Genomic DNA, 23,775 nt, shown 5'->3' with positions numbered 1-23,775 from the left:
GCCGAAGCCCCCAGTGCACGGCAACCGTCCGAAGGGCACCAAGCACCTGATCCTGGACGAGGTGTCCGGCGGCATCGTGGAACGGCTGGATGCTGCCAGCGCTGCCTTCCTGAACTCCAGCGGCCTGGCCAAAGCTTCGCCGATGGGTATGGGCCTGTACAGGATCGAGCCTGTGGGCAAGGTGGGATCTGTCCGCACGGCCACCATGCAGCTTGATGTCCGGCCCAAGGACAGGCTGGGGCTGAGCCGCCTCCTGTTCCTCCTCGGCTACGCCGGCAACCAGGGATTCCGGCCGGATTCAGTAACCGCCGCGGAGGACCGCGAACTGTGGAGCGCCTTGGCGGAGTCCCTGGCCCAACTGGCCGAGCGTGCCCTGGGCCGCGGCGTGCTGCAGGGCTACCTGACAGTGGACGAGTCCCTCCGCACCGTCAAGGGCCGCATCCGCATCTCGGACCAGATCTCCCGCCGGCCCGGCATGCTGGTGCCGTTGGAGGTGTCCTATGACGAGTTCACCGAGGACATCGCCGAAAACCGGATCCTGCACGCGGCACTGGAACGGATGGGCCAGGTCCCGCGCGTCCGGCCCGAGGTGCTGAGCCGCCTGCGCCAGCTCAAGGGAAAGCTCGACGCCGTCACGCGCCTTCCCGCCGGGGCTCCGCTGCCGCCGTGGACACCGGGCAGGATGAACGTCCGCTACCACTCGGTGCTGCGCCTTGCAGGGCTGATCCTGCGCAACGCTTCCGCCGAGGCCGGCGAAGGCAAGCAGCAGACGGCCTCGTTTGTGGTGGACATGGGCCAGGTGTTTGAAGACTTCGTGGGCGCTGCGCTCCGCGAGGCGATGGCGGCGTACCCGGGGGAGACACGGCTGCAGTACAACGCGCTCCTCAGCGAGGCCGTCCATGACTCCGACCGGCTGTCGGTGCGCCCCGATGCCGTGCACCTGCTGGGCGGACGACCCGTGGTGGCCTACAACGCAAAGTACAAGGCCGCTGCGGACCTTGGCGCGTCCCTGACCGCCGACCATTATCAGATGCTGGCCCACTGCACAGCCCTGGGCGTACCCACCGCCTGGCTCATCTACGCGGGCGCGGGGGAGATGAAGCTGCGGCGGATCCTCAACACGGACATCGACATTGTGGAGTTTCCGCTGGACCTGTCGCTGCCGCCGTCGGAAATCCTGGCAGCGGTGGCGGAGCTGGCGCGGCAGTCCTGGGGCGAAGTCGTCCGCACTTCCCGGGACCTGGACCCGGACTGACGGACCCGGAGGTGGGCCCTACACAGGCATGCGGAACGTGAACGTGGTGCCTTGGCCCTTTTTGCTTTGCACCTGGATGGTGCCGCCATGGGCTTCCACGATCGCCTTGCTGATGGACAGGCCCAGCCCCACTCCGGGGATGGCGGTCCGGCGTACGCTGCTGGTCCGGAAGAACTTGGAGAACACTTCGGCCAGGTCCTCTTCGCTCATGCCCATTCCGGTGTCGCTGACCCGGCAGGTCATGTGGCCGTCTTCCTGCGTCAACGACACCACCACAGTGCCGCCGTCGGGGGAGTACTTGATGGCGTTCGAGACGAGGTTGTCCAGCACCTGGGAGATGCGCGGACCGTCAACGTGGACGTCCAGGCGGCCCGGTGCGTCGGCTTTGAGGACTACCCGGCCGGCGTCGGCCTTTGGCATGGCGGCGGAGACACTGGCCCGGACCAGTTCCGCCACGTCCACAGCGTGCGGTGTCACGATCAGCTGGCCGTTCCTGGTAGCAAGCAGGTCGGACACCAAAGTCAGCAGCCGCTCTGAGTTACGCCGGATGATGTTCAACGGCTCAAGCTGGTCATCCCGGGGCTCGTCCTCCAGGAGGATCTCCACGTAGCCGAGGATTGACGTCAGCGGAGTCCGGAACTCATGGGAAACGCTGGAGACGAAATCATCCTTCGCGGCCAGGGCATTCACCAGGTCGGTCACATCGCTGAAGACAATGACGGAACCCGCAAACTGCCCGTCCGCGTCCTTCATGGCCCGGGCGCTGGTGGTGATGGCCCGCTGTTCCTTCCCAATGCCGAGCCACACCAGGTAGTCCGTGAACGTCTCGCCCAGGACAGCCCTGCGGACCGGACGGTCCTCGACGGGGACGGGAGTGGTGCGGTCGGCGCCGAAGACCAGCAGCTGCGACTCGTTCGGGTCCGCGATGTCCTTCGGGCGGGCCAGCTCGTGGTTGGTGCGCTGTTTCCGGTTCATCAGGATGTCGTGTCCACCGGCGTCCACCGCCAGGACGCCCATGTGGACGGTGTCCAGGACGGAGTTGAGCAGGGCTTCCTGCCGTTTGGTGCTGGCCAGGCTGGCCTGGAGCTGTTCGTCCTTCTCCTCAAGGGTCCGCTGCTGGCGCATCATGCTTAGCGTCAGGACGCTGACTGACACGCCGATTCCAAGCATCATGACCGGGATGAGCAGCGACTTGGCAAGGCTCGGCCCGGAGATGTCCCCCCGCAGCAGCAACGGAACCCAGATGATGGCCAGCGGCCCGAAGAACGATAGCCACAGGGAGGCCCGCGGGTAGTAGCCGGAGGCGCAAAGCCAGATGACCGGGAAGACCGCAAGCAGGCTGAGTCCGGTCAGGCCTTCCTGACCGCCTTCCCGGCCCAAAGCGATCGACGCAAAATCCAGCAGCGGGATCGCCAGAAAGCTGGTGAAAGGCAGCCGGTCCCATGGCACCAGGAAGCACAACGCCATAATGGCCAGTTGAGAGCCCAGGAAGGCCAGGAACAGCGGATTGTTCATGGTCCCCGGGAAAAACGCCCACATGAGGAATGCGGTCAGGAGCGTGGTGACGGACAGCGGCGCTTGGCTCAGGACCACCCTGTCGGTCAGCCGGTATTCGTGGAAAGGACGCCGGAAAAACTTCAGACGGCCAGCGGCCCACGCCGTTGGCTCACTCATATACGGCAGCGGGAAGTGTCGGGGTAGTGAGACGCATACCAACAGGGTATCGGCAGCGGGCTATACTTCTGACGTTGTCAAGCTGGCTGAGGGGGCTTGTATGAATGAAGCGCGAGTGGGTCTGGTCATCGAGGATGACCAGGATATCCGTGAACTGGTCCGGACGGTGCTGACCCAGGCAGGTTTTGACGTTACCGTGGCCGCCAGCGGCCTGGAAGGCGTTCTGGCGGCGAAAACGCTGAACCCCGACGTCATCACGCTGGACCTGGGACTGCCGGATATTGATGGCTTCGAGGTCTCACGCCAGATCCGTGAATTCTCGGATGCCTATATCGTGATGCTTACGGCGCGGGCCGAAGAGCTGGACACGTTGATCGGTTTAGAGTCCGGGGCCGATGACTACCTCACTAAGCCGTTCCGCCCCCGCGAGCTTCGCGCGCGGATCGCTGCGATGATGCGCCGCCCCCGCTCAGTACCGGACCCTGCGGACGTCGCCCCGGCGTCGGACCAGTCGGCCGATACCGGAACCGGAAAAGGCCACTACAGCCACAACGGCCTGGACCTGACGTACGCTTCGCGGTCAGTCATGGTGGATGGCGAAGAATTGAACCTGACCCGGACGGAGTTTGAACTGCTCTACGCCCTGCTGGAGGCGGGCCGGACTGTCCGGACCAAATCCGATTTGGTGCGCCGCCTCCGGGACGAGGATTACGACGTCGGAAGCTACATCAGCGAAGCAGACGAGCGTTCCGTGGAGGTCCACATGGGAAACCTCCGGAAGAAGCTCGGTGACTCACCGCAGCGTCCCCGCTGGCTGCAGACGGTGCGGGGAGTCGGCTACCGGCTGGCGCCTGCGGAGCGCTGAGTCTCCAAACGGTTCAGCGTCTGGCGGCAGCACAGGTTGATGGGCCGGAGGTAGTCGGCGGCCAGCCTGGGGAGGGCCACCGAGGGCAGCGCGCGCGGCGCGTCGTCCCGGATGGAACGCTCCAGGTCCATCGCCAGCCCCGCCAGCCGCTCGGCCCCCACCATCTGGCTGGACGTCTTGAGGCTCAGCACAGCATCCACGGCGCCCGGAAGATCTCCAGTGGTCAGTGCCAGGCGAAGTTTGCCGATCCGGACCGGTAGGTAGTCGATGAAGTTGCCCACAAAAACGGTGCAGTAGCCCTCGTCCTCATCCAGTTCAGCACGGAGCCGGTCAAGGACGGAGGGATCCACCAAGGGCCGCCCGGCATCATCGGAGGGAGCCATTTTTTGTCCTTTCCGCTTCGGTCTGCGGCTCCAGAAGACGGGGCCGGCAGCGTGGGTCGTTGTCCAACTTCAGATTAGGTCTCTTCCCTTCTCCCGTAGCCGAACCCAACCAAGATTGGGGGTTTTTTGGGGAGACTGCGGGTTTTTCTGTTGCAGTCATCTTTGCCGGTGCCGATCAATTCAGGCGCGGGCAAAGGCTCAAGATTGACTCAACTTAGGCAGGCGATTCCTGCGCACCGAGAAACTTCACGAGTTGGGCCTCGAGGACGGCTCCGTCCTTCAGCTCGCACTCCCATACGGTCAGGACCTCCCAGCCGGCGGACTCCAGCTGGCTCAGCTGCCGGGCATCCCGTTCACGTGTCCGGGTGCGCTTGGCTTCCCAAAAATCCGCGTTCGCTTTGGGGGCGTGTTGGCCTGCCCGGCAGTCGTGGAAATGCCAGAAGCAGCCATTGACGAAAATGACCTTGCGGCGCCCGGCAAAGACCAGGTCCGGGTTCCCGGGCAGGCGGACTTTGCCGGCCTTGCCGTGAAGGCGGTACCGGTAGCCTTTGGCATGCAGGAGGCGGCGCACCAGCAACTCCGGCTTGGTGTTCTTGCCCCGGATGCGGGACATGTTCCAGCTCCGCTGCGCGGGCGACAGCCTGTCCGCCATGGTTCCAGTCTAAAAGTTCCTAAATTTCGCGCTCCGGCTGTTCTCCGAACAGGAAGTGCCGACCACTGACGGACGTGGGCAGGATCTCTACATAGAAATCCTTGAGTGTGGGAACCCACGTCTTGAGCCCCAGCGCTTCAACGCCCTCAAGTTCCGCGGAGGTGGTCAGGACGCGGGCCGTTCCCCGAAGGACCACGGACCAGGCTTCGTCAGACAGGATGCCGTCCGTTTCAAACAGCACCCTGGAGTTGATGGTGAGCTGGGCCAGCTTGTTGCCGGGCGCCGTGCGGAGGTAAATCTTCTGGCCCGAGGTCACATAATTCACCGGAAAGATGTCCGGTTCGCCGGCAACGGAAACCACTATCCGTCCGTGCTTGGTTGCTTCCAGGAGTTCCCAGGACTGCTCGTCATCGAGTTCCAGGATCGGGTTGCCGTCTTCGTGAGTAAACATCATAAGGACCATTGTTCTACGTCCGGTAGAAGAATTCTAGGGTTGCGGAGGAATCATTTTCGGCAGCCCCGCTGCGGCCGTGACGTGAGCACTCCGCCGTCCACCCTGACGGCGTCACCTGGACTTTCATCCGACGGCGGCAGGCCGCGCAGTAGCGCGGAGGTTCCAGCAGCAGCAGTTCGCCGCACCGGAGGTGAGCGGACGACGGCGGGTTCGCGCCGCCGTCGTCCGTCCCGCCGCAGTGGCCGCAAAATGTAGCGGCGGCTGAGCTCGTCGGAAGCCCGCTCATAGCGTCTTTTGCAGTTCCCTGATGGGCATGTTCAGTTCCACCAGAAGGTTGAGGTCTGCTGTGGCGGGGCGGCCGAGCGTGGTGAGGTAGTTGCCAACGATGACTGCGTTGATGCCGCCGAGCAGGCCTTCCCGCGTGCCCAGATCGCCGAGGGTGAGTTCGCGGCCGCCCGCGTAGCGAAGCACCGTTCGCGGCATGGCCAGGCGGAAAGCGGCGATCGCGCGGAGGGCGTCCTTGCCTTCCATAAGCCCTTGGTTTTCCAGTGGTGTTCCGGGGCGGGGATTGAGGAAATTGAGCGGGACTTCGTGCGGTTCGAGGGCGGCGAGCTGGGCCGCGAGTTCGGCGCGTTGTTCGAGTGTTTCGCCCATGCCGATCAGGGCGCCGCAGCACAGTTCCATGCCGGCGTCCTTGACCATGTTGCAGGTTTGGAGGCGCTCTTCGTAGCTGTGCGTAGTGACGACTTCGGGGAAGTAGCTGCGGGCGGTTTCGAGGTTGTGGTTATAGCGGTGCACGCCCCAGCCCTTGAGTTGGTCGACTTGGAGTTGGGTGAGCATGCCGAGGGAGCAGGCGATGTTGATGTCCACCTCTTCGTTGATGCGGTCGATGGCGAACTTGATCTGGTTCATCAGTTTGATGTCCGGTCCGCGGACGGCGGCGACGATGCAGAACTCGGTGGCTCCGGTCGCTGCTGTCTCTTTGGCGGCTTTGACCAGTTCGGGGATGTCGAGCCAGACGCCTCTTACCGGGCTGTCAAAGAGGCCCGACTGGCTGCAGAAATGGCAGTCCTCGGGGCAGCCGCCGGTCTTGATGGAGATGATGCCTTCCACCTCGACGTCCTCGCCGCAGTGCTTCAGCCGCACCTCGTGGGCGAGCTGCAGGGCGGCGGGGAGGGCTTCGTCCGGGAGGCGGAGGATCTCGACGAGCTGCGCTTCGGAGAGGCCGACGCCGTCTTCGAGAACCTGCTTTCGTGCCGTTTCAAGAATCGCGCCGCTGCTGGTTTCGGGTGCTGCTGTAATCGTCATTGATTGTCCCTTTGTTCTCAGTTCTGTGGTCTCCCTCGACGCTAGTTGGGCGTGCTGTGGCTGTTTTTGTTAGGTGACTACAAGGACGGCAGTGACTCTTTGTTGGGCGCTTGTGTGAATGGCTGTCCTTCGCGCGCGGGTTGTGCCGACTACGGAGGGCTGCTCCTCTTTTTGGTCGGTGGCGGTGATCGAACCGATGGCGCGGTGCCTGTGGATAACTTTGATCGCTCTGGTGTGATCTGGGCTACCCTTAAGTCATTGTTCGGAGCGAGGCGTCTTGAAACTATCGGGGGAATAGCTGCCCATGACATCGCACACTCTTACGGCCCGGCGCTTGCGCCTGCACTTCGTGGCGGTTGCGGCGGGGGTGGCCTTGGTTCTGACCGGATGCGACACGGGCGGCGACCCCGGCGCCACCGACACGTCGTCGGCCTCAACAAGTCAGGTGCCAAGCCCCAGCGCCACGCCAACCCCGACGGCGACTCCCGCCTACGTGCCGGCGTCGGCCAGCGGGCGGGCCCAGAACGTGCCGGTTCCCGTGCTTCCTGAGGTCGCGAAGACGGAGACGAAGGAGGGGCTGGAGGCGTTCGCCCGGTATTGGTATGAGGCTTTGAGCTACGCCTACGAAACCGGAGACTTGAATCTAGTCACCGCTGTGACAGGACCATCATGTGCGAACTGCGACGCGGCGCGGGGTGTGATCACCAACTGGTATGTCGAGGGTCGATGGCTTGAAGGCGGCAAGATTCAAACTCCTGCGGTTGAAACAGCCTTCAAGGTTGCGACCGACGGCAGTTACCAGGTTATCGCTCAGGTTCAGCAGTCCCAGCTACGGGCTTATAAGGCAGACGGAAGCGTCTCAGACACTATCGTTCCTCCCTCCGACATCGCCCAGATATTCATTGCCACCTACGCTCCGACAGGTTGGCAACTCGTCGACGCTCAACGTCTAAACGGGTGAAACGTCCGTGCACCCAGCGAGGAACACTCCGGTGATTGCCTTGAACTTGCGGATCGTGCTCATCGTCCTCAGTCTCCTCGGCGGGCATCTCGCTGTCGGCGGAGGTGCGTCCGCATCGGAGGCACCTCTGTCGAAGGAGGCTGACGGGCCAAGTGATACTTTGGCCGGATTTGCGCCGGGAGGGATCGGAGTCAGTGGACGATGGGTCCTAAATGAGGTCACGGGTACTTTTGAACGACGACCTGATGCCGTGCCAGCTGACCCAAATCAGTACAAGTACGAGCTTCAATGTCATCTCGGTGGAGGCGACTTTGACACCGTGTGCTTGGGCGACCAGATCGAGTGTGAGGACGGGCCCGAGGGCACGGAGGGCATCCCAGTTATCTGGCTCCGGGCTCCAGTTGGTGTTGCTAACCCTGCTTGGTCATACCACTCAGGACCCACCTGCCTATACGACGCCCAGCCTGAAGACCTTCTGCCGCGGATAGCCGCTGACATCCAGAGGCAGTTCGAGAGCTTGCCGATCAATGCGGGAACTGTCGTCGCCCAGCCGAGCCCGCACACCCTCCGCGGCGCCGAAACGAACTTCTATGCCAACGCGGCTGAGCAGCAGTTTGACGTGACGATGTTCGGACAGCGGGTGCACATCGTGGTTGCACCGGTCCAGTACACGTGGAATTACGGTGACGGAACCGTGTTTGGCCCGCAGCCGTCCATGGGCGGGCCGTTGCCGCAGGAGCGCTGGGGTGAGAAGACCCGGACCAGCCACGTCTATCCCCAAACGGGTGACTTCCAGGTAATCCTCACCACATCCTTCCAAGGTACGTACTCAGTGAACGACGGACCGCCATTGCCCATCCCGGGCCAAGGACAGTTCAGTGCGCCGGCTCAGACCATCAGCGTCTGGCGCTCCATCACCCGGAACTACGCCGACGACTGCAACCAAAATCCACAAGGCCAGGGGTGCCCGGGCGTGGCATCAAGCCACTAAGTAAAGCTCCTGAAGGCGGTGTGAGAGCCGTCTCGTCCGGAATAGACGCGGACGCCAGCAGGTTGGGCCCAGCAGTACCAATTCCCTGCGAAAGGAACTGCGCATGCTGTTTTCCCCCTTGGCTCTCGGTGAGCTTGAACTGTCCAACCGCCTTGTCATGGCGCCACTGACCCGCCTGCGCGCGGGCGAAGAAGGCGTGCCAGGCCCACTGGTCGCGGAACACTACCGCCAGCGCGCTTCACTGGGCCTGATCGTCAGCGAAGGCACCTACCCCAGCCAGGCCGGCCGCTCCTACGCAGGCCAGCCCGGGCTGATCACGGAAGCGCAGATCGCTGGCTGGAAGAAGGTCACCGACGCTGTCCATGCCGAAGGTGGCCGGATGTTTGCACAGGTCATGCACGGCGGGCGCGTGTCCCATGAGGACATCACCGGCGGCCACACCCTCGTGGCTCCAAGCGCCATCGCCATTGACGGCGAAGTCCGCACGCCGTCAGGCAAGAAGCCTTACCCCGTGCCGCACGCGCTGACCAGTGACGAGCTTCCCGTCGTTATGCAGGAGATCGTCACCGGTGCGCTCAACGCTATCGAAGCAGGCTTCGACGGCGTGGAACTGCACTCGGCGAACGGTTACCTGCTGCACGAATTCCTCGCCCCCAACTCCAACGTGCGCGACGACAGCTATGGCGGTTCCCCTGAGAACCGGGCACGTTTTGTGATCGAAACGGTCAACGCGGTTGTCGCCGCAGTAGGCGCCAACCGCGTCGGTATCCGCATCTCGCCCGAACACAACGTCCAGGGCATCGCCGAAACAGATGCAGCCGACGTCCGTGCAACGTACGAGGTGCTGGTGGACAGCATCGCCCCGCTGAACCTCGCCTACCTCAGCGTCCTTCACCACGAGCCAACCAGCGAACTGGTGCAGGACCTCAGGGCCCGCTTCAACGGCACCTTCCTCGTCAACACCGGGTTCGGCACCGTGACCACGCGGGAGGAAGCAGCCAGCCTGGTTGCCGACGGCCACGCCGATGCAGTGGTGGTGGGGCGCCCCGCCATCGCCAACCCGGACCTCGCGCGGCGCTGGAAGGAAAACCTTCCCCTGAACGAACCGGACCCGTCCACGTTCTACGCAGACAGCTCGGCCGGCTACACAGATTACCCCGTGCACTCGGCATAGACCCTGAGCGCTCGCTTAAGCTGTTGCGCTTGGGCAAATAAGGGGCTGAGCCCCGACTTAACGACGACGGCGGCACCCGGCTTTGGGTGCCGCCGTCGTTGGCTGCTCGGTGTGCTGTCCCGGCAACTCGAGCCGAAAGCCATCCGACGGCTCTTTGGCTCTTTATACAAAAAGTTGGCCCGCTCGGGCTCACTGAAGCTGAGCGGTACGGCTAGGATACTCCAGCGAATGGACTATCGCTAGAGGCTCCTACATAAATGCTTCCCGGCCCGTCCCTTCGCGCATGACGAGCTTGTTGTCCTGGATGGAAACGAGCAGGCTCTTAGGCTTTCCGCTGACTTTGGTGATGGCTTTTAGGCCACGGTTCGTCACTTCAACCCCCACCTGCGCCCCTTTCGCGGGCAGCTCCACAGATGTTTCGAAGGCTTCCCCCAAGAGCGGATTGGTGGTGACGCCCACGTCGCGCCGGACTTCCTTGCCATTGACCATGACGGTGATGTTGGCCTCGTCGAATCCGTCCTGAAAGACGATGAGCAGTTCCCGCATGGTGTCCTCTTCCTCGAGAATGAGTACCGGTGACGGCATATCAACTACAGCACTTCGCGGCCCGGAGCGGAATACCCGGCCTGCCGCGGCCGCCGCTGCGGCACCGCTGGAGACGGTTAGCCCGGTAAGGCAAAATGTTCTGGTGACTCAACTCCCGCAGGCCCCGTCCGCACCCGTGTCCGCCGAAACCGCGGACAGTGCCATCCACACCCAGATTGCCAGAGAACTTGGCGTCCAAGCGTGGCAGGTGAGAGCCGCCGTGGAACTGCTCGACGGCGGATCCACCGTGCCGTTCATCGCCCGGTACCGAAAAGAAGCCACGGGGACGCTGGACGACACGCAGCTCCGTGAGCTCGACGAACGCCTGCGGTATCTCCGCGAACTCGAGGACCGCCGTCGTACTGTCCTTGAGGCGATTGGTTCGCAAGGCCAGCTGACCAAGGAACTGCAGGCAGCGATCGTGGCGGCGGACACGAAGTCCCGGCTAGAGGACATCTACCTTCCGTTCAAGTCCAAGCGCCGCACCAAGGCGCAGATCGCCCGCGAAGCCGGCCTTGAACCCCTCGCCGATGCCTTGCTGAAGCGCCCCGAGGTGCATCCAGAGCGCGAAGCAGCCAAGTACCTGAACGCCGAGCACGCGATTGAAGACGCGGCAGCCGCACTCGCCGGCGCCCGGTCAATCCTCGTGGAGCGGGTGGCCCAGGACCCGGACCTTGCCGCCAATCTGAGGGAACGCCTCTGGACCCAGGGCCGGATGGTGTCGCGGGTGAAGAAGGGCAAGGAGGCAGAGGGGCAGAAGTTCGCTGATTACTTTGACTTCACCCAGGCGCCGTCGGGGATGCCTTCGCATCGCGTACTTGCCCTACTGCGAGGCGAAAAAGACGGCGTCCTGGAACTGGACCTTGCCGAGGCCGATCCGAATAACGACGACGCCCTCGCCGCCGCACGCTCGCGCTACGAGGCCGCGGTGGCGAGGTGCCTCGGGGTTGCCGACCGCGGCCGTCCCGCCGACGCCTGGCTGATGCAGACCGCGCAGCTCGCCTGGCGCTCGCGCGTATTGGCTCGGCTGACCGCCGACCTTCGCAGCCGGATGTTCACCGCAGCCGAGGATGAAGCGGTACGCGTGTTCGCCGCCAACCTGCGGGACGTCCTGCTGGCCGCACCCGCCGGCAACCGCGCCACCCTTGGCCTGGACCCGGGGCTGCGCACCGGCGTGAAGGTGGCCGTTGTGGACGGTACGGGCAAAGTGGTGGCCACCGACACCGTGTATCCTCACGCACCGGCCCGTAAATGGGACGAGGCGCTGGCAACCCTCGTGGGCCTCGCCCGGAAACACAACGTTGAACTGGTGGCAATCGGCAACGGAACGGCGTCACGGGAGACAGACAAGCTCGCCGCTGAACTGATCAAGCTACTGCCTGCTGCTGAGAAGAAACCGCGGAAACTCGTTGTCTCCGAGGCCGGAGCATCCGTGTATTCGGCGTCGGCACTTGCCGCGGCCGAGCTGCCGGGCATGGATGTTTCCTTGCGCGGGGCGGTCTCCATCGCCCGGCGTCTGCAGGATCCGCTCGCGGAACTGGTGAAAATCGACCCCAAGTCCATCGGCGTGGGCCAGTACCAGCACGACGTCACCGCCTCGAAGCTGGACCGCAGCCTGGACGCGGTAGTGGAGGACTGCGTCAACGCGGTGGGGGTGGATGTGAACACGGCATCGCCCGCACTGCTCAGCCGCGTGGCTGGCGTCGGGCCGCTGCTGAGCGAAAACATTGTGGCATACCGGAACGACCATGGGCCGTTCGCCAAGCGCAGTGACCTGAAGAAGGTGCCCCGGCTCGGTGCCAAGGCCTTCGAACAGTGCGCAGGCTTCCTACGGATCACCGGCGGAGCGGAACCGCTGGACGCCTCAAGCGTGCACCCTGAAGCCTATTCAGTGGCCCGCAAGATCCTGGTGGCTGCCGGGTCGGCGCCCGCGTCGTCCCTGGATCCGCGGACGTTTGTGGACGGGACGTTTGGCCTGCCCACGGTGCAGGACATCCTGGCCGAGCTGGACAAGCCCGGCCGGGATCCGCGCCCGGCCTTTGCCGCCGCGACGTTCTCCGAGGGCATTGAGAAGATCTCCGACCTCAAGCCGGGCATGGTGCTTGAAGGGACGGTGACAAACGTTGCCGCGTTCGGTGCCTTTGTGGATGTGGGCGTGCACCAGGACGGTCTGGTTCATGTGTCCGCGCTGGCCAACAGGTTCGTGTCCGACCCCCGCGAAGTGGTCAAATCGGGACAGGTTGTGCGCGTGAAAGTGCTGGAAGCCGATCCGGAGCGGAAGCGGATTTCGCTGACGTTAAGGCTCGACGACGAGCCCTCACCTTCCGCCGGGCGAGGACAGGGCCGTCCGGAAGAGGGCCGTTCGGGCGGCGGAGGCCGGGCAGGAGGCCAGCCGTCGGGGCCGCCGGACCGGCGGGGGACTAGGGGTGCCGATCGCAACTCTGGCGGGCGTGGTGCCGGGACCAGGAATCCGTCCAGCGCAGAACCGTCGGTCGGAAACGGCAATGCATCCGGCAGAAAGCCGGATGCCAAGCCAGCAGCCGGCCGGCCTCCCGCTACGAAGCCGGCGCCGGTGAACACCGCGATGGCCGAGGCCCTCCGGAGAGCTGGACTTGGCAAGTAGCGGGCTTCTTTGTCCCTTATCAGGCGAGCGACAAGACGAAGGCGAGGACAAACCCTGCGGCGGTGCTGATGGCTACCGCAGGGCCGCCGTGCTCGTAGGCCTCCGGCATCAGAGTATCCGCGAGCGAGGCGATAACGGCGCCGGCGGCAAAGGCCAGAGGCAGGGAGATGGCTTCAGGGTCCGTGCCGGACAATGGGCCCGCACCGATAACGACAGCGGCCACCAGCAGCACCGCGCACGCCAACCAAAGGCCTATAACGCTGCCGGCCGAGCGGCCCTGGCTTCGCATGGAGGCAGCGCCGACCAGTGCCTCCGGCAGGTTGGAGACGAAGATGGCAGCGAGCAGCGCCAGCCCGCCGGTGCCCTCGCCCAGGGAAACCCCCAAAGCCACGTTCTCCGGCACACCATCCAGGGTCACCGCAGCCAGGAGCGCCATTCCGGCCGCCCCGCGCGTGGAAGCAGCGGTTGCTTTGCGGTCGGCCGCTGCTGCGTCGGTGTCCAGCTTGGCGCTGCCTTGGAATTCATCGGCGGGAGTTGCCTGCGCACCCGGCTGTGCCCAACGGTCCAGGAGTGCGCTGAGGATGGTGAAGACAATGGCACCGCCCAAGAGTCCCAGTGCTGCCCGAACGATGCCACCCCGTTGGTAGGCATCCTCAAAGAGTTCGAACGCGAGGGCCGTTATGAGGGAGCCTGCTGCGAATGCCAGCAGGATGGCCAACAGACGTTTGGGCAATTCGAACCGCACGCCGATGACGGCACCCAGAATCAGTGCGCTGGATGCTATGACGCCGAAAAACAGCGGCATAATCATCCGGTCAGTATAGGAGTGCAGGTAGGTCATTGGAAGCTGGCATTTTTTCTTGTCCGGGGCATCGCAGCCGGTGTTGTCGGCGGCTGTCCCTGACCGCGCATATAAGCTTCCGGCCGACGATTGTTTCTGGAAGTCTGGGGTCATGACTTACTTCCTGGAGTACATCGTTCCTGCTGCTTCCAACGACGCTGAGTTTGAATTCCCCAACGACGAAATCAACGCTGACACCTCCGTGCCTCTCCAGAAGACAGAGGCCAACGTCGTCCACACCCCAGAGTTACCTGCCCGGACAGGCATCCTCGGCGCGACGGATTCTGAGGCCAAACTCGAGGCCGAGCAACTCATCATCCACAGCCGTGCGCGGGAGGGCAGCTTGTACTTTGACCCTTCTAGTTCTCTTCAGGCCGGAGTGGGAACCCTGGTGGCAACCTTCGTCGAAGGACGTGGCTGGCAGGACTCCTAGTCGACCAACCCTTCCGGCAGGTGGGGCGGTTCCCAGTCGGGGTGTTCACTTTGGTAACGCCTGCCGGCCGGAGATATCCAGCCGGGCGGGTTGTCCTTGCTGGGCTCGGTGGGTGTCCATCCGGTGGCGTGGCGGAGGCTGTGGTGACGGCGGCACGGCTGGCCGAGGTTCGAAACCCCGGTGGTGCCGCCGTTGGCCCAGGCGAGGACGTGATCGGCTTCGTTGTCCAGGGATTGGTTGGTGCAGCCGGGGAACGGGCATTTGCCGTCCCTGAGCCTGAGCCATCGGCGTTGCGCTTTGGTGACCGGGTAGCTGGTCCGTCCGATTTCCAGGGGCGCACCGTCACGCGGGTCAATGAGGACCCGGTGGAAGGACTTGGCGCCGTTGGCGATCAGCTGCCGGGCCATGGACGGCGGGATCGGCCCGTACCCGTCGAGCATGGCCGGCTCTTCCGTGACACCGAGCAGTGCCATCACCGGGACCATAATCAGCACCTGCGCCTGCGGCGATGGAACACCGCCACGTAGTTCCATAGGCTCGCTGGCGGCCGGGACGGCATTGGTCTCGCTGATGGCCGGGAGGGCAGTGTCCCGGATCGGCAGGGATTCCAGGTCATCGCCGGCACCGCCAGGGACACTGCCGGCACGGCCAAGGACATCGACGGCACGGCCAGAGACATTGCCAGCACGGTCAGGGACGTTGTCCGCGGCACCGGAATTGCCGCCTAGCAGCCAGGTCGCGGCGATATCGGCCCGCAGCTGGGTGAGTGTTTTGTCCTCGTCCGGGCCCTGCATGGCCCGGGCCGCGGCGGTGGCCCGGTTCCAGATTCCGGATGCGGTATCGGCGGGCAGGTAAGCCGAGAGCCAGGCCATGCCATCCCGGGCCGGAGCAAACAGCAGCCGCCGGTCGGCCGCAGATTGCGCGTGGCGTTTCTCGATGCCGACCGGGTGGTGGCGTTCCCGTCAGGTCCGGGCCTTGGCCCGGAACCTGCCAGCCACCATCTCCCAGGCGGGAGCGCCCCGGGCCGGGTTCGGGGCAGCAGGGTCCAGGAAGTGGGCCTCTAACGCCTGCGCCCCCTCCGGACTCAGGCCGTTGGTTTCATCCACCACGATCCGGGCATGCTGCCAGGAAATGGTTCCGGCCTCCAAGGACGATAACGTCAACGGCAGCGCGGTGGTCAGTTCGTAGGCCTCTGCCAGCAGGTTTGCTGCCGCGGTCTCACTGACCGTCAGCACGCCAGCCAGTTCAGCGACGAGAGCCATCCCGTGGGCGCTCTCCTCCTGCAGGGTCATGGACGGAGACGCCATGGTCCGGGCCAGCTGCGCGCACCGGGCCACAGTCCGGACTTTGCGGGCTGCCAGCCTCGCTTCCTCACGGGTGATCTCCACCAGCGCGTCCAAACACCCGTCGTATTCCTGACGCAGCAGATCAGCGGCACCGGACGGAGCCCCAAGAACCTCCGCCGCATCCACCGCCGTGCTGTTGTCCATACCCACAGCATCCCAGCACCCGCCGTCACCGCGGGCCAGGAAAATCGCCTATGTGGATAAGCCACGTAGGTGGATAGCCCAAGCGCTGAAAAGGCCCTGAAACAAGGGTCAGGGGTGGCGGACTCCGGTGCCCGCCAGGACCGCACGGTAGCCTTCCCGAAACGTCGGGTAGGCGAGCTTGAGTCCGGAGCTTCGCAGCAGCGCGTTGCTGCAGCGTTTGTTGCCGCCCCGCGCCTCACCGGCAGGGCCAACAGGTGGTTCCGGAAACCCCATCTCGGCCGCGAGGAAACGCAGCACCTCGCCAAGTTCGGCAGGCGAATCGTCCACACCCACGTAAACCGGCGCAGGGTCAACGGCAGTCGACGCCAGATGAACCATGGCGGCGGCCGCATCATCCCGGTGGATGCGGTTGGTGTAGCGCGGCTCGTCCGGAATCACGGCGGCGCCACTGCGCACCTGGTCGATCAGACGCGTCCGCCCCGGACCGTAGATCCCACCGAGCCGCAGCACAACAGGCACTGACGCGGTGCCGCGCAACCGCGAAAGCAGGAGGTCCTCCGCTTCCAGGAGGACGCGCCCGGAGAATCCGCCGGGCGCCGCCGTCGTACTTTCATCAACCCAGCCACCGCCGGCGTCGCCATAGACTGCCGTGGAGGACACAAAAAGGACGCGCCGCGGTGTCGCGGCGTCGCGCTCCAGGGCGTCCAGGACGTGCGCCAGCCCGTCCACATAGGCGGCCCGGTAGGCCGCTTCCGTGGGGGAGCCAGCCGCAACGGCCACGACGACGGCGGTAGTGTCCGCGGGGACAACCGGCAGGTCCGTAGAACGGAGGTCAGCCGCCACACCTTCTATCGCCGCCGGCAGTTTCGCGGGTGAGCGGCGCCAGCCAACCACCCTGTGCCCGCCCGCGGCAAAGCGCAGGCCTGCCTCGGTACCCAGATCGCCGCAACCGGCCAGGAGGATGGTCACGCGGTCAGCCGGCGAGAACCGACGGCGTCGGAACCGGGAAGAAGACGCGGGGATCCTGCAGGAGCGCCGGGTAGTCGAACGCGGACCGGTCGATCACCTCGGTGACGCTGAAGGTCCGGCCGAAGCGGCCATCATCGAGCGTGATGGGCCGGCCCAGGACCTGCCCCACAGCGAACTTCCGGCCGTCCTCGAAGGAGACGGCGACGGTGGTTTTGCCCGGAAGGGTGGCGAAGGCCTGCTCCTGGGCCTGGCGTTTCCGCGTTGGTTTCTTGACGAGCTGCTTGGGCGCCAGTTTGCGGGGCTGCTTGGAAGGGCGGCGGGACCCGTCGTCAACATAGACGGGGGAGTAGCCGTCCGCATCGTGCGTGGCCGCAAGCGCAGAGCGGCGGACCGGCGGGAGTGCCACGGTGTCCAGGGTCTGCGGGTCGACCTCGGCGTGCGGGTCGCGGAGGATCCACAGGAAGTCGTCCTCGGGTTCTTCCGGATAGAACTCGTGTTTTGGCTCAGGCCAGATGTAGTCCAGGTCGAGGTCGGCGTCCGGGAATACAGTCTTATAGAACTTCGGTTCCTTGCGGAGCAGCTTCGCGCGGTGGCTCAGGTGGAAGTCGGGGTTCCCCAGCCACTCCGGCATGGGAATCCTGGCCGCATAGTCAGGGTGCGCAGCCTGGGGCGCAAACTCGGTGATGTTGGCGCGCGTGTTGTCCGCGTGGCCGCGGCCGGTCCATTCGTCCACCATGGCCAGGCCGTACAGGGTCAGGGCCGGGACGTGGCCCATCCACATGCGGACGGCGGGGTGGGTCTGCCAGCCGTATTCGGGAATCACCAGGGCCCGCAGGGTCTGCAGCGCCTCGACACGCTGCTTGCCAAGCCTGGCGGTGTCCAGTGCTGCGGCGCTCTGCCGGAAATCGGGATACGGAAGGAAGGTTTGCATACTTTCAGTCTGACGGCACGCGGCGGATGTGCCAATTGCAGTGCCCGCCGCCACACGGCGCCGCTACACGCCACCGCATCAGCGAAGGCCCAAAGTGTTCACATAGTGGACCGATGCATACAGCGCATGCCGCCAACCACTAAGATCACCGAAACGCCCCACCGTCCCGGAAGCCCTCCCATGACAATTTCTCCTGAAAAGACCGCCGGCTCCTCAGAGCATTTCATGCCCAAGTTCGGGCAAATGCTCAGCCCGGAGGCCAAGGGCATCCTGGTCCTTGATGAATTTACCCTTGATCCCGCCGAAGCGCGGAAAGAGCAGCATGGCTTCCGCGCCGCCATGGCCTCGGTTGCCCTGACCCTCCGGCGCATCGTCGCGCTGCGGGTTGTTATTGCCCTTGTGGCCATTGGCAACCTGCCCTTGTTCCTGCTGAACAGCGGCTGGTGGATTTATGCCGTTTCGCTGGTGCTGGTGGTTGCCGTCCACCTGGCCGTTTCCTGGCTCAACAAGCACGAACCCAAGGTGCGCCAGCGCCAGATGCTGGAGCTCCACCTGCACCGCGAGCGGAGCGCGAATTACCGCAAAGTCCGCGACGCCGTGAAGTACATGATCGACGCCCCCGGCCGCATGAACGAGCACCTTTACCTCGAACTGCTCGCAGCCAAGCGCGTGGCGCTGAACGTCGCCCACGGTACCGTAGCGCTGCTGGACACCAGCGACGCCAAAGCCTGGAAGGTGCGCATTGTCCGGGAGATCCCAGCCATCGCCTAGCCATTGAGGCATCCGCTGATCGGCAGCGGAAAGACTTAGAAACAACGACGCCGGAACTCCCCTTGGGCGGGGAGCTCCGGCGTCGTTGTTTCGTGCTTTGCGTGTCCCCGGCGCAAGGGGGAAGGGGGAATGCCCGGGAACGTCCGACCGCTAGGCCGGGAGCTGGATGACCTGCCCGGCGAACACAAGGTCCGGGTCAGCGATGGTATCCAGGTTGGCGTCGGCCAGTTTCTCCCAGCCGCCTTCGATCCCCAGCTTGTCGGCCACGCTGCTGAGCGTGTCACCGGGCTCGAGCGTGTAGGTTTCACCGCTCAGCGCCGGCGGCGCGGCGTGCTGCGGAGCCTGGGTGACGGGCGCTTGCGTGACGGGCGCCTGGCTAACCGGGGCCTGAACGGCCGGGGCTTGGGCGACCGGTGCCTGGGTGACGGGCACGCTCTGCGGGGCAACCGCTGTCGCGCCGCCTCCGCCGCTCAAGCCAAGCTGGGCGGCGCACGACGGCCAGGCTCCCCAGCCCTGGCCGGCCTGGACCTGTTCGGCCACGGCGATCTGCTGCTCACGGCTCGCGTCTGCTGCGGAGCCGGTGCCGCCGTAGGCAGCCCAGGTGGTGGGGCTGAACTGCAGCCCGCCGGAATAGCCGTTGCCGGTGTTGATGGCCCAGTTTCCGCCGCTCTCACAGTGCGCCAGGGCGTCCCAGGTAGCGCCGTCGGTGGCCGCGTTGGCTCCGGTGGCGGAGAGTGCGATGCCGGCAGCTGAAATTGCGGCCACGGTGACTCCACGGCGCGCGGCAGTACGGATGGTGGTGTTTTTCATGTGATGCTCCCGAAGGCCACCTGCGCTCGGTCCGTCCCCGGACGTTATCGCGCCACTGCCCGCCCCTGACAAGTCGAGGTCATTTTCGGTGGCTGCCGGCCGGGCAGTTCTGGTGGAGGCAGCACCGGGCATTCAGTCGCCCGCGTTGCGGGCTTGTGTTTCACGCTAGGACATCGGGGCGCCGTTATCAAACCGAGATCTCTCTGTTTCATGGTGCAGGCCGATGTTCCGAAGCCGGCGGGGGCAATTCGGGGACTATCCTGACCGAATGGATATTTTTGCCGACGGCTCTGCCGCGCCTGAAACTGAAACAGCGGAAGACCTGCCGGAGGCGGAAGTTGCGCGGATCCTCCCATTGGCCGAACTGCACCTGCATATCGAGGGCACGCTGCAGCCCGAGTTGATCTTTGAACTGGCTGAACGCAACGGCCTGACCCTCCCATACACCGGCCTGGAGGAGTTGCGGGGACTCTACGAGTTCAGCGATCTGCAGTCGTTCCTGGACCTGTACTACGCCAACATGGCGGTGCTGCAGACAGAACAGGACTTTGCCGACATGACCCGCGCGTACCTAACCAGGGCGGCGGCCGCCGGAGTGCGGCATGCAGAAATCATGATGGACCCCCAGGCTCACATCGCCCGCGGCATCAGTCTGGAAACCTGCGTCAACGGGGTGGCCTCGGCGCTGGCGACCTCGGTGGAAGACTTCGGCATCTCAACCCTGCTGATTGCGGCGTTCCTGCGCGACCTGTCGGAGGAATCGGCGCTGGAGGTCCTGGACGGACTGCTTGCCATGAATGCGCCCATCGCTGCCATTGGCCTGGACTCGGCTGAGGTGGGCAACCCGCCGGCCAAGTTCGAGCGGCTGTTTGCCAAGGCCCGCGAAGCGGGCCTGCGTCTGACCGCCCATGCGGGCGAGGAGGGTCCGGCGTCGTACATTATCGAAGCGCTGGACGTCCTGGGGGTGGAGCGCATTGACCACGGCATCCGCTGCATGGAAGATCAGGATCTCGTGGAACGCCTCGTGGACGAGCGGATTCCGCTGACTGTCTGCCCGCTGTCCAATGTCCGGCTCCGCGCGGTGGATACGCTGGCGGACCACCCCTTGCCCGCAATGCTCGCCGCCGGGCTTAATGTCTCCGTGAACTCGGACGATCCTGCCTATTTCGGCGGCTACGTGGATGACAACTTTGCGCAGCTGCAGGCGGTGTTTGAGCTCTCCGAGTTCGACAGGTCCAGGCTCGCAGCCAACTCCATCCACTCGTCGTTCGCCTCGGAGGAACGGAAAGCCGAGCTCCTGGACGAGCTGAACGGCGGCTAGCTCCGGGACGCAGGGCTCGCTACACTTGGGCCCATGCGCGTCCGGGAAGTGTCCAGCGGTACCCCCGGGAAAGCGTTTGAGGGTTGAGAAAACAGCCCCGTACCCGAGACTCATGCCTCAGTTCCGCTGTAATCCGCGTCATAGTCGGTCACGACACGCAGAGTTAACCATTTCAAGTCGTGCGATTTAACAGGCTGTTGGCAAAATGCCTAGAGACAGATCGCTTTACTAAGGGGAATCATGGCCAAGTCCACCGCAGAGAACACCTACCTTCGACTCAAGACCGTACTGAATGTCCTGACGGAGGGCACGTGGACAGGCGAGGCAAGAAACGCCGGCGAGGTGCTGGCGGAAGCCACTGCCCGCGTTCCGTTCAGCGACCACGAGGCTGTGCTGCTTAGCGGCGGCATTCCCCGCGGGCACAAGACGCTGACCTCGGCCACGGCCAAGCTGGTCCGGGCCGGCTGGCTGGTTAAGGGCCGCTCGGGCTGGACCATCACCGAGGACGGCATGCGCGCCACGGTCGCGTTCCCGGACACGGAGTCTTTCGCCACAGCGCTCGACGCCGGAACTCCCGTCCCGGCCGACACGCCGCTTCCGTCGGCTCCCGCTGTGAAAACGGCTCCCGCAAAGGTGGCCGCGGCCAGCGTGAAGAAGGCCCCCGCGAAGAAGGCGCCAGCCAAGAAGGCTGCCGAGGCCGTGGGCAAGGCCGCCAAGCTGATCGAGGACGCCGTGGAGCCGGTGGTCAAGGCCGTCCGTACACGAAAGGCCGCCGCCCCGAAGGACACCGCTGCAGCTGTGGCCGAGCCCCTGGAAGGGCCGGACGAGGAAACGTTCCCGCAGCCCGGGGCAGTGGCCCTGGCCGGCGACTTCAATACGTTCCTGGGTGCGCCGGAGAACTGGGCGCCGCAGTACGACGAGTCGCAGATGGACTTCGACTTCGGTTCGCAGGTCTGGGTCAAGAGCACCGAGCTGCCCGCAGGCTTCTACACGTTCAAGATTGCGCTGAACCGGTCCTGGGACGAGAACTACGGCGCGTTCGGCACGTTCGATGGCCCCAACCACGAACTGCACCACGACGGCGGCACCGTCACCATCCGCTACGACCACCGCACACGGGACATCACCATCAACTGACCGCGGCATCTCTGGACAAAGCCTCCGGAGTGAAGCAGTGTGGGAACCGGCCGTAATGGCTGGTTCCCACACCTGTTTCCGAGCACAAGGAGATGCAAAGTGACCCTTCCCTCAGGCCTGACACCAGGTATTTGGCTCCTCGACATGTCCCACAGCGAGATCGGCTTCACAGTCCGCCACGCAGGCATCAGCAAAGTCCGCGGACGCTTCACCGACGCCTCAGCCGAAGCCCGCGTGGGCGGGTCCCTCGCCGACGCGTCACTGCACGCCACGGTCAAAACGGCGAGCTTCGAATCCGGTGACGCCAACCGCGACGCGCATGTGAAGGGCCCGGACTTCTTCGACGTGGAGGAATTCCCGGAGATGACCTTCCGTGCCACCGGGGTGGAGGGCGACGGCGAGGATTACACACTCACCGGTGACCTCACCATCCGGGGCATCACCAAGCCCGTGGAGCTGGAAGTTGAATTCACCGGGGTGGCCGTTGACCCGTTCGGTGCCACCCGCGCGGGATTCTCCGCTGAGTGCGAGATCAGCCGCAAGGAATTCGGGCTGACCTGGAACGCCGCGCTGGAAGCCGGCGGGCTGCTGGTCAGTGACAAGGTCAAGATCAACGTTGAAGCTGCGCTGGTCAAGCAGGCCTGAGTGCCATGACAAATGACGGGCCCCGGCGGGGCGACATCCGGCTCTCTGCCCGCGTCTTCGGCGTGGTGCAGGGGGTCGGATTCCGTTTTTGGACCATGGGCAAAGCGGACGAGCTCGCCCTCAAGGGTGTTGTGAAGAACCTCGACGACGGTTCGGTGTCCGTTGTTGCTGAAGGCCCGGAGGAGCAGGTGCGCCAACTCCTGGACTGGCTGAGGTCGGACAACGCACCCGGCCGGGTGGAACGCGTTGAAGAGTCCATTTCTGAAGCCGAGGGTTCCTTCCGGGACTTCAGGGCCCGCTGACGGGAATTTCGGAGCGCCGCTCCTCCCGGCCAGGCGGGTACGCGTGCCGCCGGCCGGCCATGATGAGCACAAGTGCCACGACGGCGGGAAGGGCAGCTGCGACAGGGATCAGGGCGGGCCCGGCGAACGTCAGGGCCGCGGCACCGAACATCGCGCCGATGGTGATTCCTACCTGGATGGTCAGGACCGTCAGGCCGTTGGCGGCGTCCCGGTACTCACCGCCGGCCCGGAGGATGGCGGACTGGTTATAGATGCCCATGGCACCGATGCCTGTGCCCCACACGAACATCAGGACCAGGGCGGCGGGCAAGTCGAGGCCGCCGGCGAGATTGCCCACCAGCGGAAGCAGCAGCAGGGAGGCCACAACGCCCGCAACGGTGATGAGGTGCCACCGCCGCGGCCTGGAGTCCACCGTGACTCCGGCGATCCAGATGCCCACCAGGCCTGCCACACCAAGGACACTGATGGACAGGGGAATGCTGAAGTCGGGCAGCCGGACCTCACGCAGGAACGGGGCAATGTAGGTGAACAGGGCGAAGTGGGCCATCAGCATCAGCGGCCAGCCAACGGCAACGGTTTTGACACCAGGCTGGGCGATGGCCTTACGGAGCGAAGGGTGCGGCGTGTCGGGGATGCGGCGCACCGGGGGAAGGAGCCACACGGCAAGGATGGCCAGCACCACGCCGGAGGCGGCCAGCACCAGGAACGCTGCACGCCAGCCGAGGAGGTTGCCCAGGGCAGTACCCACCGGGGCGCCGATGGCCAGTCCCAGGCTGTTGCCGCTGAAGACAATCGCCAGGGCCTTGCCCACTTTGTGGGCGGGAACGATCCGGGCCACGAACGGCGCCATGGCGGACCACAGCAGGCCGTGCGCGATGCCGCCCACAACGCGTGAACCCATGGCGGCACCGAAGTCGGAGACTATGGCCACCAAGGCGTTGCTTGCCGCGAAGGTCAGGATCAGGGCGATGAGCAGAAAGTGCCGCGGGATCCGGGCCAAGGCCATGGACAGCGGGATGACGGTCACTACGATGATGGCCGCGTAGCCTGCCGTCAGGTAGCCGGCCGTCGCTTCGGAGACCTTGAAGTCGGCGCTGATCCGGGGCAGCAAACCGGAGGGCAGAAGTTCGGTGGTGATGGCGGTAAAGCCGATGGCGGCAAGGACGATCAGGGCGCCAACAGGCATTTTACTCTGGGATG

General features: G+C 64.9%; 24 protein-coding genes and 1 pseudogene. 12 read left to right on the top strand and 13 right to left on the bottom strand.

All coding sequences use genetic code 11. The features are described 5' to 3' along the window. Nucleotides 1-13: 13 nt before the first annotated feature. Nucleotides 14-1,255: a 5-methylcytosine restriction system specificity protein McrC gene (locus GUV69_RS10210; protein ID WP_244292852.1), complete on the top strand. Its 1,242-nt coding sequence runs from the start codon at nucleotides 14-16 to the stop codon at nucleotides 1,253-1,255. 18 nt (nucleotides 1,256-1,273) lie between these two features. On the opposite strand, the gene GUV69_RS10205 is transcribed toward GUV69_RS10210, so the two are convergent. Next, entirely contained in the window at nucleotides 1,274-2,929 is a 1,656-nt protein-coding gene (locus GUV69_RS10205) for a sensor histidine kinase (protein WP_164202019.1), read from the bottom strand. A 100-nt stretch (nucleotides 2,930-3,029) separates the two neighbouring features. Here GUV69_RS10205 and GUV69_RS10200 point away from each other — a divergent pair, with 100 nt between their 5' ends. Continuing rightward, nucleotides 3,030-3,794, top strand: a complete 765-nt coding sequence (locus GUV69_RS10200) for a response regulator transcription factor (protein WP_208786628.1) — start codon at nucleotides 3,030-3,032, stop codon at nucleotides 3,792-3,794. On the opposite strand, the gene GUV69_RS10195 is transcribed toward GUV69_RS10200, so the two are convergent. The 5 genes from GUV69_RS10195 to bioB form a co-directional block, all read right to left on the bottom strand. Further along, complete coding sequence (locus GUV69_RS10195; RefSeq protein ID WP_164202017.1) at nucleotides 3,767-4,177, bottom strand: Hpt domain-containing protein; 411 nt, start codon at nucleotides 4,175-4,177, stop codon at nucleotides 3,767-3,769. The two genes, GUV69_RS10200 and GUV69_RS10195, sit on opposite strands and share 28 nt — an antisense overlap. A 214-nt stretch (nucleotides 4,178-4,391) precedes the next feature. Beyond that, nucleotides 4,392-4,829: a very short patch repair endonuclease gene (locus GUV69_RS10190; protein ID WP_164202015.1), complete on the bottom strand. Its 438-nt coding sequence runs from the start codon at nucleotides 4,827-4,829 to the stop codon at nucleotides 4,392-4,394. A gap of 19 nt (nucleotides 4,830-4,848) precedes the next feature. Then, a complete protein-coding gene (locus GUV69_RS10185; protein WP_164202013.1) occupies nucleotides 4,849-5,283 on the bottom strand; it encodes a pyridoxamine 5'-phosphate oxidase family protein in 435 nt (144 codons plus the stop codon). Between the two features lie 13 nt (nucleotides 5,284-5,296). Then, a complete protein-coding gene (gene bsaP / locus GUV69_RS23685; protein ID WP_488759607.1) occupies nucleotides 5,297-5,569 on the bottom strand; it encodes a biotin synthase auxiliary protein BsaP in 273 nt (90 codons plus the stop codon). Continuing rightward, on the bottom strand, nucleotides 5,566-6,591 hold the full coding sequence (gene bioB, locus GUV69_RS10180; RefSeq protein ID WP_164202011.1) for a biotin synthase BioB: 1,026 nt from the start codon (nucleotides 6,589-6,591) through the stop codon (nucleotides 5,566-5,568). Before bioB ends, bsaP begins: the two co-directional genes overlap by 4 nt. A gap of 334 nt (nucleotides 6,592-6,925) precedes the next feature. Between bioB and GUV69_RS10175 the strand changes: the two genes are divergently transcribed. The 3 genes from GUV69_RS10175 to GUV69_RS10165 all read left to right on the top strand — a co-directional run bounded on the left by GUV69_RS10175 (nucleotide 6,926) and on the right by GUV69_RS10165 (nucleotide 9,717). Further along, nucleotides 6,926-7,552 carry a DUF6318 family protein gene (locus tag GUV69_RS10175; protein ID WP_164202010.1) on the top strand — a complete coding sequence of 209 codons (627 nt, stop codon included), beginning with the start codon at nucleotides 6,926-6,928 and terminating at the stop codon, nucleotides 7,550-7,552. A gap of 517 nt (nucleotides 7,553-8,069) precedes the next feature. Continuing rightward, nucleotides 8,070-8,543: a PKD domain-containing protein gene (locus GUV69_RS10170; RefSeq protein ID WP_244292686.1), complete on the top strand. Its 474-nt coding sequence runs from the start codon at nucleotides 8,070-8,072 to the stop codon at nucleotides 8,541-8,543. Between the two features lie 103 nt (nucleotides 8,544-8,646). Further along, entirely contained in the window at nucleotides 8,647-9,717 is a 1,071-nt protein-coding gene (locus GUV69_RS10165; RefSeq protein WP_164202008.1) for an alkene reductase, read from the top strand. Between the two features lie 249 nt (nucleotides 9,718-9,966). On the opposite strand, the gene GUV69_RS10160 is transcribed toward GUV69_RS10165, so the two are convergent. Continuing rightward, complete coding sequence (locus GUV69_RS10160) at nucleotides 9,967-10,284, bottom strand: hypothetical protein (RefSeq protein ID WP_164206416.1); 318 nt, start codon at nucleotides 10,282-10,284, stop codon at nucleotides 9,967-9,969. A gap of 121 nt (nucleotides 10,285-10,405) precedes the next feature. On the opposite strand from GUV69_RS10160, the gene GUV69_RS10155 reads away from it, so the two are divergent. After that, nucleotides 10,406-12,925 (top strand): Tex family protein, encoded by a 2,520-nt coding sequence (locus GUV69_RS10155; protein ID WP_164202006.1) that lies wholly within the window; start codon nucleotides 10,406-10,408, stop codon nucleotides 12,923-12,925. A 19-nt stretch (nucleotides 12,926-12,944) separates the two neighbouring features. On the opposite strand, the gene GUV69_RS10150 is transcribed toward GUV69_RS10155, so the two are convergent. Next, the gene (locus tag GUV69_RS10150; RefSeq protein WP_164206414.1) at nucleotides 12,945-13,736 is read right to left on the bottom strand and encodes a ZIP family metal transporter; all 792 of its coding nucleotides are present in this window, start codon (nucleotides 13,734-13,736) and stop codon (nucleotides 12,945-12,947) included. Nucleotides 13,737-13,878: 142 nt separating this feature from the next. Between GUV69_RS10150 and GUV69_RS10145 the strand changes: the two genes are divergently transcribed. Next, a complete protein-coding gene (locus tag GUV69_RS10145; protein WP_164202004.1) occupies nucleotides 13,879-14,199 on the top strand; it encodes a hypothetical protein in 321 nt (106 codons plus the stop codon). On the opposite strand, the pseudogene GUV69_RS22860 reads toward GUV69_RS10145, so the two are convergent. The 3 genes and pseudogenes from GUV69_RS22860 to GUV69_RS10125 form a co-directional block, all read right to left on the bottom strand. Further along, a pseudogene (locus tag GUV69_RS22860) lies at nucleotides 14,196-15,689 on the bottom strand (HNH endonuclease signature motif containing protein). The gene GUV69_RS10145 and the pseudogene GUV69_RS22860 overlap by 4 nt on opposite strands. A gap of 108 nt (nucleotides 15,690-15,797) precedes the next feature. Further along, on the bottom strand, nucleotides 15,798-16,658 hold the full coding sequence (locus GUV69_RS10130) for an SDR family oxidoreductase (RefSeq protein WP_164202000.1): 861 nt from the start codon (nucleotides 16,656-16,658) through the stop codon (nucleotides 15,798-15,800). Nucleotides 16,659-16,662: 4 nt separating this feature from the next. Beyond that, nucleotides 16,663-17,589 carry an MSMEG_6728 family protein gene (locus GUV69_RS10125; RefSeq protein ID WP_164201998.1) on the bottom strand — a complete coding sequence of 309 codons (927 nt, stop codon included), beginning with the start codon at nucleotides 17,587-17,589 and terminating at the stop codon, nucleotides 16,663-16,665. A 180-nt stretch (nucleotides 17,590-17,769) separates the two neighbouring features. On the opposite strand from GUV69_RS10125, the gene GUV69_RS10120 reads away from it, so the two are divergent. Continuing rightward, nucleotides 17,770-18,360, top strand: coding sequence for a hypothetical protein (locus GUV69_RS10120; protein ID WP_244292685.1), 591 nt, complete (start codon nucleotides 17,770-17,772; stop codon nucleotides 18,358-18,360). A 150-nt stretch (nucleotides 18,361-18,510) separates the two neighbouring features. Here the strand turns inward: GUV69_RS10120 and GUV69_RS10115 are convergent, their stop codons facing one another. Further along, nucleotides 18,511-19,170, bottom strand: a complete 660-nt coding sequence (locus tag GUV69_RS10115; RefSeq protein WP_164201996.1) for a transglycosylase family protein — start codon at nucleotides 19,168-19,170, stop codon at nucleotides 18,511-18,513. 268 nt (nucleotides 19,171-19,438) lie between these two features. Here GUV69_RS10115 and GUV69_RS10110 point away from each other — a divergent pair, with 268 nt between their 5' ends. The 4 genes from GUV69_RS10110 to GUV69_RS10095 all read left to right on the top strand — a co-directional run bounded on the left by GUV69_RS10110 (nucleotide 19,439) and on the right by GUV69_RS10095 (nucleotide 22,575). Next, nucleotides 19,439-20,491: an adenosine deaminase gene (locus tag GUV69_RS10110; protein ID WP_164201994.1), complete on the top strand. Its 1,053-nt coding sequence runs from the start codon at nucleotides 19,439-19,441 to the stop codon at nucleotides 20,489-20,491. A gap of 240 nt (nucleotides 20,492-20,731) precedes the next feature. After that, entirely contained in the window at nucleotides 20,732-21,628 is an 897-nt protein-coding gene (locus GUV69_RS10105; RefSeq protein ID WP_164201992.1) for a pullulanase X25 domain-containing protein, read from the top strand. Nucleotides 21,629-21,727: 99 nt separating this feature from the next. Then, complete coding sequence (locus GUV69_RS10100; RefSeq protein WP_164201990.1) at nucleotides 21,728-22,273, top strand: YceI family protein; 546 nt, start codon at nucleotides 21,728-21,730, stop codon at nucleotides 22,271-22,273. Nucleotides 22,274-22,278: 5 nt separating this feature from the next. Further along, a complete protein-coding gene (locus GUV69_RS10095) occupies nucleotides 22,279-22,575 on the top strand; it encodes an acylphosphatase (RefSeq protein ID WP_164201988.1) in 297 nt (98 codons plus the stop codon). Here GUV69_RS10095 and GUV69_RS10090 read toward each other — a convergent pair. Continuing rightward, complete coding sequence (locus GUV69_RS10090; protein WP_164206408.1) at nucleotides 22,562-23,761, bottom strand: MFS transporter; 1,200 nt, start codon at nucleotides 23,759-23,761, stop codon at nucleotides 22,562-22,564. The genes GUV69_RS10095 and GUV69_RS10090 overlap by 14 nt on opposite strands. Between the last annotated feature and the right edge of the window lie 14 nt (nucleotides 23,762-23,775).

It is taken from the genome of [Micrococcus luteus] ATCC 49442 (assembly GCF_010367585.1).
Lineage (GTDB): Bacteria > Actinomycetota > Actinomycetes > Actinomycetales > Micrococcaceae > Arthrobacter > Arthrobacter luteus_A.
This window is presented reverse-complemented; position numbering and strand designations above follow the sequence as displayed.

What these genes read in the sequence shown, in the direction of transcription:
- GUV69_RS10205 (WP_164202019.1), bottom strand. Translation starts at nt 2,929, where the DNA reads ATGAGTGAGCCAACGGCGTGGGCCGCTGGCCGTCTGAAGTTTTTCCGG.
- GUV69_RS10200 (WP_208786628.1), top strand. Translation starts at nt 3,030, where the DNA reads ATGAATGAAGCGCGAGTGGGTCTGGTCATCGAGGATGACCAGGATATC.
- GUV69_RS10195 (WP_164202017.1), bottom strand. Translation starts at nt 4,177, where the DNA reads ATGGCTCCCTCCGATGATGCCGGGCGGCCCTTGGTGGATCCCTCCGTC.
- GUV69_RS10190 (WP_164202015.1), bottom strand. Translation starts at nt 4,829, where the DNA reads ATGGCGGACAGGCTGTCGCCCGCGCAGCGGAGCTGGAACATGTCCCGC.
- GUV69_RS10185 (WP_164202013.1), bottom strand. Translation starts at nt 5,283, where the DNA reads ATGATGTTTACTCACGAAGACGGCAACCCGATCCTGGAACTCGATGAC.
- bsaP (WP_488759607.1), bottom strand. Translation starts at nt 5,569, where the DNA reads ATGAGCGGGCTTCCGACGAGCTCAGCCGCCGCTACATTTTGCGGCCAC.
- bioB (WP_164202011.1), bottom strand. Translation starts at nt 6,591, where the DNA reads ATGACGATTACAGCAGCACCCGAAACCAGCAGCGGCGCGATTCTTGAA.
- GUV69_RS10165 (WP_164202008.1), top strand. Translation starts at nt 8,647, where the DNA reads ATGCTGTTTTCCCCCTTGGCTCTCGGTGAGCTTGAACTGTCCAACCGC.
- GUV69_RS10150 (WP_164206414.1), bottom strand. Translation starts at nt 13,736, where the DNA reads ATGATTATGCCGCTGTTTTTCGGCGTCATAGCATCCAGCGCACTGATT.
- GUV69_RS10145 (WP_164202004.1), top strand. Translation starts at nt 13,879, where the DNA reads ATGACTTACTTCCTGGAGTACATCGTTCCTGCTGCTTCCAACGACGCT.
- GUV69_RS10125 (WP_164201998.1), bottom strand. Translation starts at nt 17,589, where the DNA reads ATGCAAACCTTCCTTCCGTATCCCGATTTCCGGCAGAGCGCCGCAGCA.
- GUV69_RS10120 (WP_244292685.1), top strand. Translation starts at nt 17,770, where the DNA reads ATGACAATTTCTCCTGAAAAGACCGCCGGCTCCTCAGAGCATTTCATG.
- GUV69_RS10115 (WP_164201996.1), bottom strand. Translation starts at nt 19,170, where the DNA reads ATGAAAAACACCACCATCCGTACTGCCGCGCGCCGTGGAGTCACCGTG.
- GUV69_RS10110 (WP_164201994.1), top strand. Translation starts at nt 19,439, where the DNA reads ATGGATATTTTTGCCGACGGCTCTGCCGCGCCTGAAACTGAAACAGCG.
- GUV69_RS10105 (WP_164201992.1), top strand. Translation starts at nt 20,732, where the DNA reads ATGGCCAAGTCCACCGCAGAGAACACCTACCTTCGACTCAAGACCGTA.
- GUV69_RS10095 (WP_164201988.1), top strand. Translation starts at nt 22,279, where the DNA reads ATGACAAATGACGGGCCCCGGCGGGGCGACATCCGGCTCTCTGCCCGC.
- GUV69_RS10090 (WP_164206408.1), bottom strand. Translation starts at nt 23,761, where the DNA reads ATGCCTGTTGGCGCCCTGATCGTCCTTGCCGCCATCGGCTTTACCGCC.